Origin of the sequence: Bradyrhizobium sp. CCBAU 51745 (assembly GCF_028128715.1) — a bacterium.
Taxonomy (GTDB): domain Bacteria; phylum Pseudomonadota; class Alphaproteobacteria; order Rhizobiales; family Xanthobacteraceae; genus Bradyrhizobium; species Bradyrhizobium manausense.
The window spans coordinates 234388-249260 of the sequence record NZ_LBJP01000003.1; the positions used below are offsets into that span (position 1 = coordinate 234388).

Below are 14873 nucleotides of genomic sequence, written 5' to 3' on the forward strand. Positions count from 1 at the left end.
GCTATGCGGAATGAGGTGGCCCTGTGGCAAGGGCGGCCTCTGCGCAAGGAGAGACCGGCTTGGTCATGGCGAAACACACGAGCGATGCGGCCGAGGGTGCACCCCGGCGCGGCCGGCCGCGATCCATCGAGACCACCAACGCCATCCTCGAAAGCGCCTATGCGCTGATGGCTGCGACCGGCCTTGCCGCGACCACGATCGACGCAGTGGCACGCCACTCCAACGTCTCAAAGATGACCATCTACAAATGGTGGCCGTCGCGGGAGGCGCTGCTGATCGACGCCTTTCTCCATCACGCCGCCCAAATGCTGCCGCTGCCGCCGGCGAGCGCGGGCACGCCCGCCGTGCGCGCCCGCCGCCATGCCGTGGCCTATGCCGAAGCCCTGCAGGGCGAATTCGGCAAGGTGCAGCTTGCCGTGATCTCCGAATGCATCTCCAAGACCGGCTCGGCCGAGCTGTTCTATGCCCGCTATCTGCAATTCCGCCGCGACGCGCTGGTGGAGATGATCGCGGCCGGCCAGCGCGACGGCAGCATTCTGGCGCAAGCGCCGGCGGAAGATCTCTACGACGCCATCTATGGCAGCCTGTTCTACCGCTACGTCTTCGGCATCGCGCCGATCACGCCGGCCTATGCGCGGTCCCTGGTCGACCTGGTCTTGCGGCCGAAGGGCTAAAGCCGGCGCACAAGATACGGCCCAATCTCACAACTTCCCAGAGGAGCATCGTTCCCATCATGGTCAAGCGCATCCTGCCCTACGAAGGACTGCTCCACGAAGTGGTCGAGCATGCAGGCGTTCTCTACATCGGCGGCATCGTCCCCGAGGACACGAGCCAGGACATGTCGGGTCAGGCCAATGATGTGCTCGGCCAGTTGTCGCGTCTGCTCGAGACTCTCGGATCCGACATGGCCAACGTCCTGCAGGTGACGATCTTCATGACTGATCTCAGCGAGAAGGCTGCATTCAACGCGGCCTGGAAAGCGCATTTTGCGGGAGCTCATTTGCCGGCGCGTGCCGCCGTCGGCGTGGCCGATCTCGGCCCCGACGTCAAGCTCGAGATGACCGCCATCGCGGCTCGCGTGAGCGCGGCCTGAAGCGCGGGCGACAAGCCTGCCTCGCGCCTACTTCGCCGGGCGCACCGGTGCGGAAATCTTGTCCGTGCGGTCGCGCTCGCTCATGTCGACGACCGTCTCCATCGGCGCCGTCAGCTCGTAGACATAAGAGACGTCGGTGAAGTAGCGCTTGGCGTTGCCGCCGAGCGCTTCGGGCGCGACGCGGTCGAGCAGGATCAGGCCGAAATCCGAATCCGGGCGACGCGTCGCCTCGCTGGTGTTGAACTCCTCCCAGCGGAAATGAAACACAGTCTCGGGCTCCTCACCCGTCACCGTCCAGTTCGCGGTGATGTGTGGATGCTTGCCGACCAGCGACAGGCCTTCATCCGAATGCGAGGCGAGCTCGAAGAACAGCAGCGACAGGCTTTGCGCGGCGCGCGCGCTGACGGCGATATCAGGGCCGCTGACGGCGATGCGGTCAGCGTGCGGAATCGCGCGCGCCTCGAACAGGCCCTTCAGCTTGACGCCCTGCCATTGGCTCTCGCTGAGCAGCGAGACCACGTTGGACATGGCGTGGATGCGGCCGATCAAGAGCTCGCGCGCAACGTCGATGTCGGAGCCATGGCGCAGCGTGCGCGTCACGATCGACTGGATCACCGCGAGGATGTTCTTCACGCGATGATTCAGCTCGTCGATAACGGCCGTCAGCCGCCGCTCGAAACCGATCCGCACCTGGATCTCGCGGCTAAGCCTTAAGTTGTTATAGGCGACGTAACCGAACAGGCCGCACACCATCGCGGTGATGGCAAAGCCGATCGCCGCCACGATGATCGCGGTCTGCTCGGCGCGCCGCGCCGAATTGGTCTTGGCGTAATAGCCGAGCTGCCAGTCGCGGCCGCCGAAACTGATGGTGCGCGTCGCCGACGGTGCCGGCCCGTCCGGTGACGTCATGCGGGTCGAGACGACGCCCTGGTCGCTGGCAACGAGCTCGCTGCCCTCCTTGCGCGGATCCTTCAGCGCGACCGAGAACAACGACAGGTCGTCATTGGTCAGCATCAGCGAGGCCAGCTCGTAGGAAAACGTGATGAAGCCGGCCGGCTCGGTCGCGCCTTCGGGAATGACGGGGGCCGCCACGATGACGCCGATCGGTCCGTTCTCACGCAATAACGGTATCGGATCGGAGGCAACCGATCGTTTCTCGACCCTGGCCCGGGTCAGCATCGCACTGCGAACCGGGTCGTCATCATAGCTGCGGCCTGGCAGCGTCTTGGTCTCGTCGCTGCGCGGCTCGAGGTCCATCAGCACATCTATCGGCTGCGTTACGCTTGCCGGATCGATTGGCTTGTCGTTGAAATCACGGATCTGCGGCTTCGGGAAGCCGGCGGCGGCAAGGGCGGCCTGCGCCGCGGCGAGCTCGCTCGGGCGAAGCCGGGCAACCCAGCCGGCCACCACGAAGTCGGTCTTGAAGGCGTAGATCGCCGAGCGCAGCGGCTCCAGCATGTTGGGCTTCAGCACCGATGGCGCCCGGAACAGGCCTGAGGCGACACGCGCCAGCAGCTCACGCTCGGTTGAGCGGTCCTGGACCAAGCTCGCATGAACGTCGATCGCGCGCGCCAGCGCGATCCGGTCCAGCGCCAGCTCCTGATCGTGGACACGATAAGCCGCAAGCCCCGAGAGCAAGGCTCCGAGCAGAGCGATGAAGCCGATGATGAAACCCAGCCGGACCACGCGACTACTCAGGCGAAGGAAGAAGGTCGGCAACAAACACGGAGCATATGAACGCCGCTCGAACGGCCCTGTGCCGAAACAGGGTGGACCCCAGTGGCAAGGATAATGACGGAGGAGGCATCTGTACGCAACTTGGGTCGCCCAAAAAGCTTAATCCGCCCGGCCGATCGTCCGACCATCTGCGGCTTTGCCCCGGGCACCGGAGGTAGATAATCGCCGTGTCCGAAATTTGTTCCGTTGGCTGCGTTTTGCCTTAGGCGTTAACGGCGGGAAAGGCCTGCGCCGCGTCGCCGCGGCCCGTTAGCCCGTCCGCTTCAATCCGCTCGTTTCAGACCACCTTTGGTCTCGATGAAGCTGACGATGCGATCGAGCCCGTCGCTCTTTTTGAGATTGGTCATGACAAAGGGGCGCTCGCCGCGCATGCGTTTGGCATCCGTGTTCATCTTCTCCAGGGACGCACCGACATGAGGCGCGAGGTCGATCTTGTTGATGACCAGGAGGTCGGAACGGGTGATACCCGGGCCACCCTTGGAGGGGATCTTGTCGCCGGCGGCAACGTCGATCACGTAGATGGTGAGGTCGGCAAGCTCCGGGGAAAAGGTGGCAGCGAGATTGTCGCCACCGGATTCGATCAGCACGAGATCGAGCCCGGGAAATTTCGCGCGCATGTCGGCGACCGCCGCAAGGTTCATCGAGGCGTCCTCACGGATCGCAGTGTGCGGACAGCCGCCGGTCTCGACGCCGGCGATCCGATCCGGCGTCAGCGAACCCGAGCGCACAAGGAATTCCGCATCCCATTTGGTGTAGATGTCATTTGTGATCGCTGCGATGTCGTAACGCTCGCGCATGGTCTTGCAGAGCAGGTCCATCAGCGCGGTCTTGCCCGATCCGACCGGGCCGCCGACGCCGACGCGCAAAGGGCCGTGAGAAGTTGCCATTTAGTTGCTCTCTATTAAATGTCGTCCCGGCGGAGGCCGGGACGACGCTGTGGCAAGATCGTGCCTCATGACCGAAACAGCCGCGTATATTGCGTCTCGTGGCGCAGGCTGGCGAGATCGGCGCGAAAGGTTGCACTGCCGAGATCGTCCAGTGTCGCGCTCAGCGCCCGGCTCGCGGTCGCAGCGACGGCAGTTTCCAGCCTCACCAGCACGCGCTGGCTGTCGGTCTGGCCGAGCGGAATCAGCCGGCTCGCCGCGGAAATCCAGTTCGAGACCAGCGCATGCAGGAAGGCGTGCAGCGTCGCTGCCAGGGGCACGCCGTGCAGCGCGGCGACAACGCCGACCGCAACGGGATAGACCAGTGGCGTGCGGCATGCCGCGACCATGGCATCCAGGCCGTCCGCATCCCACGCCGTGCGCGAGATGTCGATGAAGGCGCGGCCTTGCGAGGTGGTTTCGAGCTGCCGCTCGCGCGACGGCACGAAGGCGGCGGCGAGCTCGGCGACGTCGCTCAGAGCAGCATCTTCGCCCGCCTCGGCGGCACGGTAAGCATGAACGAGAAACGTCGCGTCACAAGCGCCGGAGCCGTCACTAAGCATGGCATCGAGCCAATTGGCGAGCGACGAGACGTCTGTGATATCGCCGGCCTCAACTGCCCATTCGATGCCGCTGGAATAGGAGAAGCCGCCGACGGGAAACGCCGGCGACAGCCACGTCATCAGCCGGTACAGCGCCGCCGCCTCGCGTTCGGCGAGGTCGCCGGGACCGTCAGGCTCATTTGTGGTCATGAGCATGCTTGTGGCCGTGATGATGGTCGGGATGGTCGCAATGTTCGTCATGATGATGGTCGTGATCATGCCCATGGTCGTGCGCGGCATGACCATGATGATGATCATGGCCGTGATGATGATCATGGTGACCGTGATCATGACGTGCATGATCGTGATGGCCGTGATCATCGTGGCCATGCGCATGGCCGGCATCGGCGTAGGCCCCGCCCTCAGGATCGAACGGCGCCTCGATCTCGACCACCCTCGCGCCAAGCCCCTTCACCATGGCTTCGATGACGTGATCGCGGCGAATGCGCAAGGCTTTGGTCACGAGCTGCGTCGGCAGATGGCGGTTGCCGAGATGCCAGGCGACGCGGATGAGGTGGTGCGGATCGCGGCCGCGGATCTCGAGCAGCGGCTCGGGCGCTGCCACCACTTCGACGAGCCTTCCGTCCTCCAGCACCAGCGCATCGCCGCCGCGCAACGCAACGGCGTTCTCCAGGTCGAGCAGGAATTCGAGGCCCCGCGTCCCCGTCATCGCCATGCGGCGGCGGTGCCGATCGTCGAAATCGAGCACGACCGTATCCGCCGGCGCTTCCGCGAAGCGGTGCTGTCCCTTAACCTGCGTCGCCCGGATCATTCGCTGTTACCTCGTCTCGACCTTCTCGGGCGTGATATATTCGATCTTCGGCGGCGCCGTGAAGCACTTTACCGCGACCCGGCCGAACGTCTTCATGTGCTCGGCGGCACGATGTGGCCCCAGCGCCTCCATGTTCTCCCACTGCTCGACGAACACCATCTTGGTGGGATCGGTCACGCTCTCGTGCAGATCGTAGGCGATATTGCCGGGCTCCTTCCGCGTCTCCTTGATGCAGGCGGTGGCGGCTGCGATGAACTCGGCGCGGGTTTCGGGCTTGATGGTCAAGGTGGCGACGACGTAGATCACGAGAAATCCTCCCGGCTTTTCTTCTCTGGTTAGATACCGGGCGAGACATTAGACCAGCCGGGATCGAACGCAAAACTGCAAAAAGCCGTCCCCGGATGTGCCGGGGACATGCGTTGAGGCGCTATTTCAGTACATGAAATATCGTTGTGCCATCGGCAGCACCTCGGCGGGCGGACAGGTCAGCAACTCGCCGTCGGCGCGCACCTCGTAGGTCTCCGGATCGACCTCGATAGTGGGCGTGGCGTCGTTGTGGATCATGCTCTTCTTGGAGATCTTGCTGCGGGTGTTCTGGACCGCATAGAGCTTCTTCTCGATGCCGAGCTTGCGGGCGAGCCCGCCGGTGACGGCGGCTTTCGAAGTGAAGACCACCGAGGACGCCGTACGGGCCTTGCCGAAGGCGCCGAACATCGGCTGATAGTGCACAGGCTGCGGCGTCGGGATCGAGGCGTTGGGATCACCCATCGGAGCTGCAACGATGGTGCCGCCCTTGACGATGCAATCAGGCTTGACGCCGAAGAAGGCCGGCGACCACAGCACGAGATCGGCGAGCTTGCCCTTCTCCACCGAGCCGATCAGCTTCGAGACGCCATGCGCGATCGCGGGGTTGATGGTGTATTTGGCGATGTAGCGCTTGACCCGGAAATTGTCGTTGTCCTTGCCCTTGTCCTGCGGCAGCGACCCGCGCTGCTTCTTCATCTTGTCGGCGGTCTGCCAGGTGCGGATGATGACCTCACCGAGACGACCCATCGCCTGGGAGTCCGAGGACATCATGGAGAGCGCGCCGAGGTCGTGCAGAATGTCTTCGGCCGCGATGGTCTCCTTGCGGATGCGGCTTTCGGCGAACGCGAGATCCTCCGCAATCGAGGGATCGAGGTGGTGACACACCATCAGCATGTCCAGATGCTCGTCGATGGTGTTGCGGGTGAAGGGCCGCGTCGGGTTGGTCGAGGACGGCAGCACGTTCTTGAGCCCTGCGACCTTGATGATGTCAGGCGCGTGGCCGCCGCCGGCACCTTCGGTGTGGAAGGCGTGAATGGTGCGGCCCTTGAAAGCCTTGATGGTATCCTCGACGAAGCCTGACTCGTTCAGCGTGTCGGAATGCAGCATGACCTGGATGTCGTAATCGTCGGCGACCGACAAGCAGTTGTCGATCGCGGCCGGCGTCGTGCCCCAATCCTCGTGCAGTTTCAGTGCGCAGGCGCCGGCCTTGACCATCTCGACCAGAGCAGCGGGCCGCGAGGCGTTGCCCTTGCCTGATATGCCGAGATTGACCGGAAAGGCGTCGAACGACTGGATCATCCGCGCGATATGCCAGGGGCCGGGTGTGCAGGTCGTGGCGAAGGTGCCGTGCGACGGGCCGGTACCACCGCCCAGCATCGAGGTGACGCCACTCATCAGCGCGTGCTCGATCTGCTGCGGGCAGATGAAATGGATGTGGCTGTCGAAGCCGCCTGCGGTGAGGATCTTTCCTTCGCCCGCAATCACGTCCGTGCCCGGGCCGATGATGATCGTGACGCCCGGCTGGATGTCGGGATTGCCGGCCTTGCCGATCGCCGAGATCATCCCGTCCTTGATGGCGACGTCGGCCTTCACGATGCCCCAGTGATCGACGATCAGCGCATTGGTGATGACAGTATCGGCCGCGCCCTGCTTGTTCGTCACCTGCGATTGGCCCATGCCGTCACGGATCACCTTGCCGCCGCCGAACTTCACCTCCTCGCCATAGGTCGTGAAATCCTTCTCGACCTCGATGATGAGATCGGTGTCGGCCAACCGCACCTTGTCACCGGTGGTCGGGCCGAACATGTCGGCGTAGACGGAACGCTTCATCTTGACGGACATCACAAGCCCCGTTTGCGTTTGAATTCTTGGTCAGTGCTCACAGCGAAGCCCTCGCCTTTCGCACCATGTCGTCGAATGTCGTGTCGAGCCAGACGCTACCGCAACGGCAACCGGCGACGACCTGCTCGGCCCAGCCGGTGTAATCGGCGAGGTCATCGCGTTCGTCGGAGCTGGGATCGGAATGAATACGCGCCCCGATATTGCTGATCTTGTCGGCGATCTTGATCAGCTTTGCGCCGGGAGATTTGTGCGGAGCGTCCTCGATCTGCTTCCGCCGCCGCTCGGCCTTCGACAGGTTCATGTCGTCGGTGCACTCGGCGACGAGCCCGGCGACACGCTCGGAGAATTTTTGCGCCAGCTCCTCGCGCGTGGTCTCGGTGTCCTCGATCGTATCGTGCAGCCAACCGGCCGCAACCAGTTCGGCATCGGCGCCATCAGTCGCCGTTGCCAGCAGGTTCGCGACCTCCGCGAGATGATTGATGTAGGGCTCGTTCCCCCGCCCCTTGCGCGACATGCCGTTGTGCCGGCGCGCGGCCAGTTCAGCAGCTTCGGAGACGAGGCGGACCGGGGGAATCACGACAACACTCCTGGTCAGTGCAGCGCCGGCAGCAAGCCGCGGGTCTTGAATAACTCGTCGAGCTTCACCCGTGCGAGCCGATAGCCGGCCTTGCGGCGTCGCTCGATACCCCCTGCGGAAAAATCGCGAAAGGCGCTGGAGTCCTCGACCTGCTCCGACAGGCCGGCCGCCTTGACCAGATCGGAATCGGCGAGATCGATGTTGGTGATCGCACCCAGCGTCTTGAAGCGCTGCGCCTGCGTCACCCGCCTGTCGAGGTCCGGCGTTCGCGCCGCTTCAGGAACGGCTGCGGAAAGGGCCTCGATGGTCTGAAGGAGCTCGTTGATGACAGCGGCATTTGCGCCGTCCTGGCGAAGCCGATTGCCATAGCGCAGCTCGCTTAGACGATCGTTCACCTCGATCACGTTCTTCGGCGCAGCCCGCTTGCCTCGGAAGAGGTTCATCACCACGAGAATGCGATCGACATCTGCCGACCCCGAAAACGCCTCGATCGCATCGCCGAGCGGCGTATTGTCGACGATACCGCCATCCCAGAACGTCTTGCCGGCGATCGGGGTCGCCGGAAATCCAGGTGGAAGGCTGCCACTGGCCAGGATGTGTCGCGGGCCGATCTGCTTCTGTGGATCATTGCGGAAGCGCATCAGCTCGCCGGAGACCATATCGACCGCGGTCACGACGAAGGCGGTCGGGCTGGCATTCAGCGCCGCAAAATCCACGTGCTTCCTCAGCGTCTCGAGCATGGGCGAGGTATCGTAGAAATTCGTCCAGCTGAGGACATCCCAGTAATCGTAGCGCGGCTTGTAGAAGCCGTGCACGCCGAACAGGGCGAAATCGTGCTCCGCGATGCCCCACCAATAGTTGCGCGGCTCCAGTGCAAGCCCGGACCAAAGGTCCTGCAAACGCCGCCTGGCGTCAGCCCGGTCGGCGGCGCCTACGACACAGGCGGCGTTGATCGCGCCGATGGACACACCGGTGACGGCTGCCAGCGTGATCGTCCGGCCCGCACGATCGATGTCGTCCATCAATTCCAGCAGCGCCTCGATCGCACCGAACTCATAGGCGCCGAGCGCGCCGCCGCCCTGGAGCACGAGTCCGATCTCGACCTTGTCCTTGGCGAGCGTATCCATGGCGGACCTTCCTGTCGTTTCCCTGCCTGTAGTTTCCCTGGCTATAGTTTTCCCATCACGTCGCCGCGAAAACCGTAGATCGTCTTCTTGCCCGCCAGCGCCACGAGCTGGACCTCGCGGGTCTGGCCGGGCTCGAAGCGGACGGCGGTGCCGGCGGCGATGTCGAGGCGCATGCCGCGGGACTTCTTGCGGTCGAATTTCAGCGCCGGGTTGGTCTCGAAGAAATGATAGTGCGAGCCGACCTGGATCGGGCGGTCGCCGGTATTGGCGACCGTCAATGTCACGGTCTTGCGGCCGGCATTGAGCTCAATCTCGCCGTCCTGGATGAAGAGTTCGCCGGGGATCATGTCGCTCTCCTATCGGATCGGTTCGTGCACGGTGACGAGCTTGGTGCCGTCGGGGAACGTCGCCTCGACCTGAATGTCGTGGATCATCTCGGGGATACCAGGCATCACCTGGTCGCGGGTGAGCACCTGCGCGCCCGACTGCATCAGCTCGGCGACGGTGCGGCCGTCGCGCGCGCCCTCGAGGATGAAATCGGAGATGATCGCGATCGCCTCGGGATGGTTGAGCTTGACGCCGCGATCCAGCCTGCGGCGCGCCACGATGGCGGCCATCGAGATCAGAAGCTTGTCCTTTTCGCGGGGAGACAGGTTCATGCGAAATCTCTTCGGTTCAACACTTCAATTCAGCCGGCCGTCAATTCAGCCAGAGTCGCGGCAGGGCCGCACCGGTGCGCGCCAGCACGGCCATCATGTCGGTACGCAAACGCGCCGCATCTTGGGCACAGAACCGCGCCATTGCAAAGCCATTCCAGGCTGAAATCCCGACCTCGCCGGCGAAAGAGTCCGACACTTCGCGGAGGCGTTCGACCAATGCCTCGTCGCCCGGCACGATCAGCGCCGTGCCGATCGCGGCAGCGCCCTTCGCGAACGCCGGTCGCGCGAGCTTCGCACCGATATCACCGTCGAGCCTGACGGTCTCGGCGAAGACCAGCCTGGCGCCACGGGAGAGCCGCCAGCGGTCGACAAATTCGCCCTGCTCCATGCGCTCGCCCATGGCGGTGCGGCCGAATACGACAATTTCACAAAGCAGCAGCGAGGCGGCCTCGTCGAGCTCGATGTCGAAACGGCGGTGGACCCGCGCGCGGTCGAACAGGATCGTCTCCTGAGGCAACCAGCCGAGATGCGCACCGGCGCCAACCTTCAGCGAAATGTTGAGCTGCGCTGCCGCCCCCGGCGCGCGGTAGACCTTTTCCGCAGCCGCCGTCGTCAGCGTCAAACGCGAACTATCTGCGGCCGAGATCTCGATGTCGAACTGGTCACCGCCGGCGACGCCGCCGGCCGTATTGACGAACACGCCGGACAGGCCATCATCCTCCGGCGAGGGAAAGCGCACCCGGAGCGAGCCGGATTCATGCAAGGCGCCCCGCCGCGTCACGCCGTCACGGGCATGCACGTCGAAGCGCACGGCACCGCGGGCGCGATTGGCTTCGAACACCGAAGATGTCGCCAAAGATGTGACCAAGGCGTCGCTGCGCATCCGTCTCCCCCAGCCGGCCGCGGCAGGATTTCTCTAGCCTACAATGCCCCGGCCTACAGCGCCATCTGGCGGCTGATCTCGCTTGGGTCGAGATTGGAGCGGTCGCAGGTGAATTTCACCGCACCACGATCCATCACCGCAAAGCTGTCGCCGAGTTCGCAGGCAAAGTCGAGATATTGTTCGACCAGCACGATGGCGATGTTGCCGAGGTTGCGCAAGTAAGAGATCGCCCTGCCGATGTCCTTGATGATCGAGGGCTGGATGCCCTCGGTCGGCTCGTCGAGCAGCAGCAATTTTGGCCGCATCACCAGCGCGCGGCCGATCGCGAGCTGCTGCTGCTGGCCGCCGGAGAGGTCGCCGCCGCGCCGGCCGAGCATGGATTGCAGCACCGGAAACAGCGAGAACACATCGTCGGGAATGTTCTTGTCCTGGCGCTTGAGCGGGCCGAAGCCGGTCTTGAGGTTCTCCTCGACCGTCAGCAGCGGAAAGATCTCGCGGCCCTGGGGCACGAAGCCGATGCCCTTGCGCGCCCGCTCATAGGGCTTGAGGCCGCTAATGTCGCCGCCGTCGAACAGGATCGCGCCCGAGGAGATCGGATATTGCCCGACCATGGCGCGCAGCAGCGAGGTCTTGCCGACGCCGTTGCGTCCGAGCACGCAGGTCACCTTGCCAGGCTCGGCGGCGATCGAGACGCCGCGCAGCGCTTGCGCCGCGCCGTAGAACAGGTTGATGTCCTTGACCTCAAGCATCGCTCAGCGTCCCAGATAGACTTCGATGACCCGGTCGTTGGACGAGACCTGGTCGATGGTTCCTTCGGCGAGCACGGTGCCTTCGTGCAGACAGGTGACCTTGACCCCGAGCTCGCGCACGAATGTCATGTCGTGCTCGACCACCATGACGGTGTGGGTCTTGTTGATCTCCTTCAGCAGCTCGGCAGTGAGGTGGGTCTCGACGTCGGTCATGCCGGCGACGGGCTCGTCGACGAGGAGCAGTTTCGGATCCTGCGCGAGCAGCATGCCGATCTCGAGCCACTGCTTCTGTCCGTGGCTGAGGCTGCCGGCGAGGCGGTTGCGGGCGTCGGTGAGGCGGATCGTCTCCAGCACCTTGTCGATGCGCTCCGACTCGGCCCTGCTGCCGCGCCAGAACAGCGTGCCCTTGACGCTGTGATCGACGTTGAGCGCCAGCAGCAGATTGTCCTGCACGGTCTGGCTCTCGAACACCGTCGGCTTCTGGAATTTGCGGCCGATGCCGAGCTCGGCGATGCGGGTCTCGTCGAGCCGCGTCAAATCGGTGACGCCGTCGAACAGCACGGTGCCCTCGTCCGGCTTGGTCTTGCCGGTGATGATGTCCATCATCGTGGTCTTGCCGGCGCCGTTCGGGCCGATGATGGCGCGCATCTCGCCGGGCGCAAGCGTCAGCGACAGATTGTTGATGGCGTGGAAACCATCGAACGAGACGTGCACACCGTCGAGATAGAGCATCGCGGAGGTCGCGCGGGTATCCATGACGTTCATGACCGCTACTCCGCCATGTTCGGTTCGGTGATGCCGTCTTCGGCCGCGGCGCTCGCGGTCATCGCGGCCGGACGCCTCTCTCTCGTCGACTCGCGCCAGGCGCTGAAGGTGCCGACGATGCCCTTGGGCAGCAGCAACGTCACCAGGATGAACAACGCACCCAGCATGAACAGCCAGTACGGCGCCAGCACACCCGAGGTGAAGAAGGTCTTGGCGTAGTTGACGACGATGGCGCCGAGCGCGGCGCCGACCAGCGTGCCGCGGCCGCCGACCGCGACCCAGATCACCGCCTCGATCGAATTGCCCGGCGCGAATTCGGATGGGTTGATGATGCCGACCTGCGGCACATAGAGCGCGCCGGCAACGCCGGCCATGCAGGCCGACAGCGTGAACACGAACAGCTTGTAGGATTCGACGCGGTAGCCGAGGAAGCGGCTGCGCGATTCGGCGTCGCGGATCGCGATCAGCACCTTGCCGAGCTTGGAGGACACGACCGAGCGGCAGATCAGGAAGCTGAAGATCAGCGCCAGACAGCTCAGCGCGAACAGCGCGGCACGGGTGCCCTCGGCCTGGACGTTGAAGCCCAGGATGTCCTTGAAGTCGGTCAGGCCGTTATTGCCGCCGAAGCCGAAATCATTGCGGAAGAAGGCGAGCAGCAGCGCATAGGTCATCGCCTGCGTGATGATCGACAGATAGACGCCGGTGACGCGGGAGCGGAAGGCGAGCCAGCCGAAGCAAAAGGCGAGCAGGCCCGGCACGACCAGCACCATCAACGCCGCGAACCAGAACATGTCGAAGCCGTACCAGTACCAGGGCAGCTTCTGCCAGTTCAGGAACACCATGAAGTCGGGCAGGATGGGATTGCCGTAGACGCCGCGGGTGCCGATCTGCCGCATCAGATACATGCCCATCGCGTAGCCGCCAAGCGCGAAGAAGGCGCCGTGGCCGAGCGAGAGGATGCCGCAATAGCCCCAGATCAGGTCGATGGAGAGCGCCAGGATGGCGTAGCAGACATATTTGCCCCAGAGCGCGACCAGATAGGTCGGCACCTGCAGGAACGAGCCCGTCGGCAGCAGCAGGTTGGAGAGCGGGATGAGGATGCCGCAGGCGGCGACGACCATCAGGAAGATCGCCGCGCCGCGGTCCAGCGATCGCGTCAGCATGTGAGGGGTCATGCTTCCACCGCACGGCCCTTGAGCGCGAACAGGCCGCGCGGCCGCTTTTGAATGAACAGGATGATCAGGACCAGAATCGCGATCTTGCCGAGCACGGCGCCGGCGACCGGCTCCAGGAACTTGTTGGCGATGCCGAGCGTGAAGGCGCCGACCAGCGTGCCCCAGAGGTTGCCGACGCCGCCGAACACCACGACCATGAAACTGTCGATGATGTAGCTCTGGCCGAGATTGGGGCTGACATTGTCGATCTGCGACAGCGCCACGCCGGCGATGCCGGCAATGCCCGACCCGAGCCCGAAGGTCAGCGCGTCGACGCGCGAGGTGGCAATGCCCATCGAGGCCGCCATGCGCCGGTTTTGCGTCACGGCGCGCATCTCGAGGCCCAGCGCCGTGTAGCGCAGCATGGCGAGCAGGATCACGAACACCGCCAGCGTGAAGCAGAGGATCCAGAGCCGGTTATAGGTGATGGTGATCTGGCCGAGCTCGAACGCACCGCTCATCCAGGAGGGGTTGCCGACCTCGCGGTTGGTCGGGCCGAACATGGTGCGCACCGCCTGCTGCAACACCAGCGACAGGCCCCAGGTCGCGAGCAGCGTCTCCAGCGGCCGGCCATAGAGAAAGCGGATGATGCTGCGCTCGATCAGCACGCCGATGGCGCCGGCAACGAGGAAGGCGAGCGGCACCGCGATCAGCAGCGAATAGTCGAACAGAGTGGGATAACGGGTGCGGATCACCTCCTGCACCACGAAGGTGGTGTAGGCCCCTAACATCACCATCTCGCCATGGGCCATGTTGATGACGCCCATCACGCCGAAGGTGATGGCAAGCCCGATCGCGGCGAGCAGCAACACCGAGCCGAGCGAAAGGCCGTACCAGGCATTCTGCACCGTGGACCAGACCGCCAGCGTATTCTGGATCGAGCCGATCGCGCTCGTCGCGGCCTTCGCGACGGAGGCCGGCTGGTCGGTGCCGATGTCGGAGAGCAGCGCCAGCGCGTCCTGATCGCCGCGCGCCTTGATGGTGGCGACGGCCTCGAGCTTCTGGACTTCGGTGGCGTCGGACTTGAACAGCAGGATCGCCGCACGTGCCTCGCCGAGCGCGGTCTTGGCCGATTTATTGCTCTCCTTGGCGAGCGCGCTTTCGACCGCCTCGAGCGCGGTCTCTTCATGCGACTTGAAGACGGATTGAGCGGCCTGGAGCCGCGCGCCGAGATCGGGCGACTGCAGCGTCAGGCTGCCGAGCGCAGCATCGACGCTGCGACGCAGGCGGTTGTTGAGACGGACGGCGCTGGCGCTGTCAGGCACACTGGCGACGGGCTCACCGGTCGCGGCGTCGATCGACTTGCCGTCGGTGCCGGTGACGTAAACTTTCTTGGTGTCAGGATCGGCCATGAGGCGGCCGTCCTGCAGTGCGCTGATGATCGGAAAGGCGAGCTTGTTGCCGCTGCTTGCGACCGCGCCGATTGCTTCGTCCGTATCGGAATAATCGTCGTTGGCGAATTTGGCGACTGCATCCTCGAACGGACCGGCAAAGGCCGGCAATGCGAACGCGATCAGGAACAGCGACAGGACAAGGCTGCAGAAACGAGCGGACAATTTGGTTGGCACTGTGGATCACCCCGGCAGAAGTGGGGAGAAGACGGCGGAATAGCCGTCTTCTCCCG

17 protein-coding genes are annotated in these 14873 nt (G+C 64.3%); 2 read left to right on the forward strand and 15 right to left on the reverse strand.

Going from position 1 to position 14873, the window contains the following annotated elements:
- Positions 1 to 65 precede the first annotated feature (65 nt).
- Both XH98_RS03835 and XH98_RS03840 read left to right on the forward strand, forming a co-directional pair.
- Positions 66 to 674 (forward strand): TetR/AcrR family transcriptional regulator, encoded by a 609-nt coding sequence (locus XH98_RS03835; protein ID WP_220002120.1) that lies wholly within the window; start codon positions 66 to 68, stop codon positions 672 to 674.
- Positions 675 to 733: 59 nt separating this feature from the next.
- Positions 734 to 1093 carry a RidA family protein gene (locus tag XH98_RS03840; protein ID WP_271603776.1) on the forward strand — a complete coding sequence of 120 codons (360 nt, stop codon included), beginning with the start codon at positions 734 to 736 and terminating at the stop codon, positions 1091 to 1093.
- Between the two features lie 27 nt (positions 1094 to 1120).
- Here XH98_RS03840 and XH98_RS03845 read toward each other — a convergent pair whose 3' ends face one another.
- From XH98_RS03845 to urtB, 15 genes are all read right to left on the reverse strand, one after another.
- A complete protein-coding gene (locus XH98_RS03845; RefSeq protein ID WP_271603775.1) occupies positions 1121 to 2779 on the reverse strand; it encodes a CHASE domain-containing protein in 1659 nt (552 codons plus the stop codon).
- A gap of 314 nt (positions 2780 to 3093) precedes the next feature.
- On the reverse strand, positions 3094 to 3717 hold the full coding sequence (gene ureG, locus XH98_RS03850; protein WP_271603774.1) for an urease accessory protein UreG: 624 nt from the start codon (positions 3715 to 3717) through the stop codon (positions 3094 to 3096).
- A 65-nt stretch (positions 3718 to 3782) separates the two neighbouring features.
- A complete protein-coding gene (locus XH98_RS03855) occupies positions 3783 to 4511 on the reverse strand; it encodes an urease accessory protein UreF (protein WP_333931555.1) in 729 nt (242 codons plus the stop codon).
- A complete protein-coding gene (gene ureE, locus XH98_RS03860; RefSeq protein ID WP_271617837.1) occupies positions 4492 to 5127 on the reverse strand; it encodes an urease accessory protein UreE in 636 nt (211 codons plus the stop codon). The genes XH98_RS03855 and ureE overlap by 20 nt, the downstream gene beginning before the upstream one ends.
- Positions 5128 to 5133: 6 nt before the next feature.
- Positions 5134 to 5433 (reverse strand): putative quinol monooxygenase, encoded by a 300-nt coding sequence (locus XH98_RS03865; protein ID WP_057759418.1) that lies wholly within the window; start codon positions 5431 to 5433, stop codon positions 5134 to 5136.
- Positions 5434 to 5559: 126 nt separating this feature from the next.
- The gene (ureC, locus tag XH98_RS03870) at positions 5560 to 7275 is read right to left on the reverse strand and encodes an urease subunit alpha (RefSeq protein WP_271617838.1); all 1716 of its coding nucleotides are present in this window, start codon (positions 7273 to 7275) and stop codon (positions 5560 to 5562) included.
- 37 nt (positions 7276 to 7312) lie between these two features.
- Positions 7313 to 7852, reverse strand: a complete 540-nt coding sequence (locus XH98_RS03875; RefSeq protein WP_271617839.1) for an HD domain-containing protein — start codon at positions 7850 to 7852, stop codon at positions 7313 to 7315.
- A 14-nt stretch (positions 7853 to 7866) separates the two neighbouring features.
- A complete protein-coding gene (locus XH98_RS03880; RefSeq protein WP_271617840.1) occupies positions 7867 to 8979 on the reverse strand; it encodes a patatin-like phospholipase family protein in 1113 nt (370 codons plus the stop codon).
- Between the two features lie 41 nt (positions 8980 to 9020).
- Positions 9021 to 9326, reverse strand: a complete 306-nt coding sequence (locus tag XH98_RS03885) for an urease subunit beta (RefSeq protein WP_220002126.1) — start codon at positions 9324 to 9326, stop codon at positions 9021 to 9023.
- Positions 9327 to 9335: 9 nt separating this feature from the next.
- Complete coding sequence (locus tag XH98_RS03890) at positions 9336 to 9638, reverse strand: urease subunit gamma (RefSeq protein WP_007605424.1); 303 nt, start codon at positions 9636 to 9638, stop codon at positions 9336 to 9338.
- A gap of 40 nt (positions 9639 to 9678) precedes the next feature.
- On the reverse strand, positions 9679 to 10521 hold the full coding sequence (locus tag XH98_RS03895; protein ID WP_271617841.1) for an urease accessory protein UreD: 843 nt from the start codon (positions 10519 to 10521) through the stop codon (positions 9679 to 9681).
- A gap of 53 nt (positions 10522 to 10574) precedes the next feature.
- Complete coding sequence (urtE, locus tag XH98_RS03900) at positions 10575 to 11270, reverse strand: urea ABC transporter ATP-binding subunit UrtE (RefSeq protein ID WP_220002128.1); 696 nt, start codon at positions 11268 to 11270, stop codon at positions 10575 to 10577.
- A gap of 3 nt (positions 11271 to 11273) precedes the next feature.
- Complete coding sequence (gene urtD / locus XH98_RS03905) at positions 11274 to 12035, reverse strand: urea ABC transporter ATP-binding protein UrtD (RefSeq protein WP_057759432.1); 762 nt, start codon at positions 12033 to 12035, stop codon at positions 11274 to 11276.
- Positions 12036 to 12040: 5 nt separating this feature from the next.
- Positions 12041 to 13210 carry an urea ABC transporter permease subunit UrtC gene (gene urtC / locus XH98_RS03910; protein ID WP_271617842.1) on the reverse strand — a complete coding sequence of 390 codons (1170 nt, stop codon included), beginning with the start codon at positions 13208 to 13210 and terminating at the stop codon, positions 12041 to 12043.
- Positions 13207 to 14817 carry an urea ABC transporter permease subunit UrtB gene (gene urtB, locus XH98_RS03915; protein WP_271617843.1) on the reverse strand — a complete coding sequence of 537 codons (1611 nt, stop codon included), beginning with the start codon at positions 14815 to 14817 and terminating at the stop codon, positions 13207 to 13209. Before urtB ends, urtC begins: the two co-directional genes overlap by 4 nt.
- Positions 14818 to 14873 lie beyond the last annotated feature (56 nt).

What these genes read in the sequence shown, in the direction of transcription:
- XH98_RS03855 (WP_333931555.1), bottom strand. Translation starts at nt 4,511, where the DNA reads ATGCTCATGACCACAAATGAGCCTGACGGTCCCGGCGACCTCGCCGAA.
- urtC (WP_271617842.1), bottom strand. Translation starts at nt 13,210, where the DNA reads ATGACCCCTCACATGCTGACGCGATCGCTGGACCGCGGCGCGGCGATC.
- XH98_RS03895 (WP_271617841.1), bottom strand. Translation starts at nt 10,521, where the DNA reads ATGCGCAGCGACGCCTTGGTCACATCTTTGGCGACATCTTCGGTGTTC.
- urtD (WP_057759432.1), bottom strand. Translation starts at nt 12,035, where the DNA reads ATGAACGTCATGGATACCCGCGCGACCTCCGCGATGCTCTATCTCGAC.
- urtE (WP_220002128.1), bottom strand. Translation starts at nt 11,270, where the DNA reads ATGCTTGAGGTCAAGGACATCAACCTGTTCTACGGCGCGGCGCAAGCG.
- ureG (WP_271603774.1), bottom strand. Translation starts at nt 3,717, where the DNA reads ATGGCAACTTCTCACGGCCCTTTGCGCGTCGGCGTCGGCGGCCCGGTC.
- XH98_RS03890 (WP_007605424.1), bottom strand. Translation starts at nt 9,638, where the DNA reads ATGAACCTGTCTCCCCGCGAAAAGGACAAGCTTCTGATCTCGATGGCC.
- XH98_RS03835 (WP_220002120.1), top strand. Translation starts at nt 66, where the DNA reads ATGGCGAAACACACGAGCGATGCGGCCGAGGGTGCACCCCGGCGCGGC.
- XH98_RS03885 (WP_220002126.1), bottom strand. Translation starts at nt 9,326, where the DNA reads ATGATCCCCGGCGAACTCTTCATCCAGGACGGCGAGATTGAGCTCAAT.
- ureE (WP_271617837.1), bottom strand. Translation starts at nt 5,127, where the DNA reads ATGATCCGGGCGACGCAGGTTAAGGGACAGCACCGCTTCGCGGAAGCG.
- ureC (WP_271617838.1), bottom strand. Translation starts at nt 7,275, where the DNA reads ATGTCCGTCAAGATGAAGCGTTCCGTCTACGCCGACATGTTCGGCCCG.
- XH98_RS03840 (WP_271603776.1), top strand. Translation starts at nt 734, where the DNA reads ATGGTCAAGCGCATCCTGCCCTACGAAGGACTGCTCCACGAAGTGGTC.
- XH98_RS03880 (WP_271617840.1), bottom strand. Translation starts at nt 8,979, where the DNA reads ATGGATACGCTCGCCAAGGACAAGGTCGAGATCGGACTCGTGCTCCAG.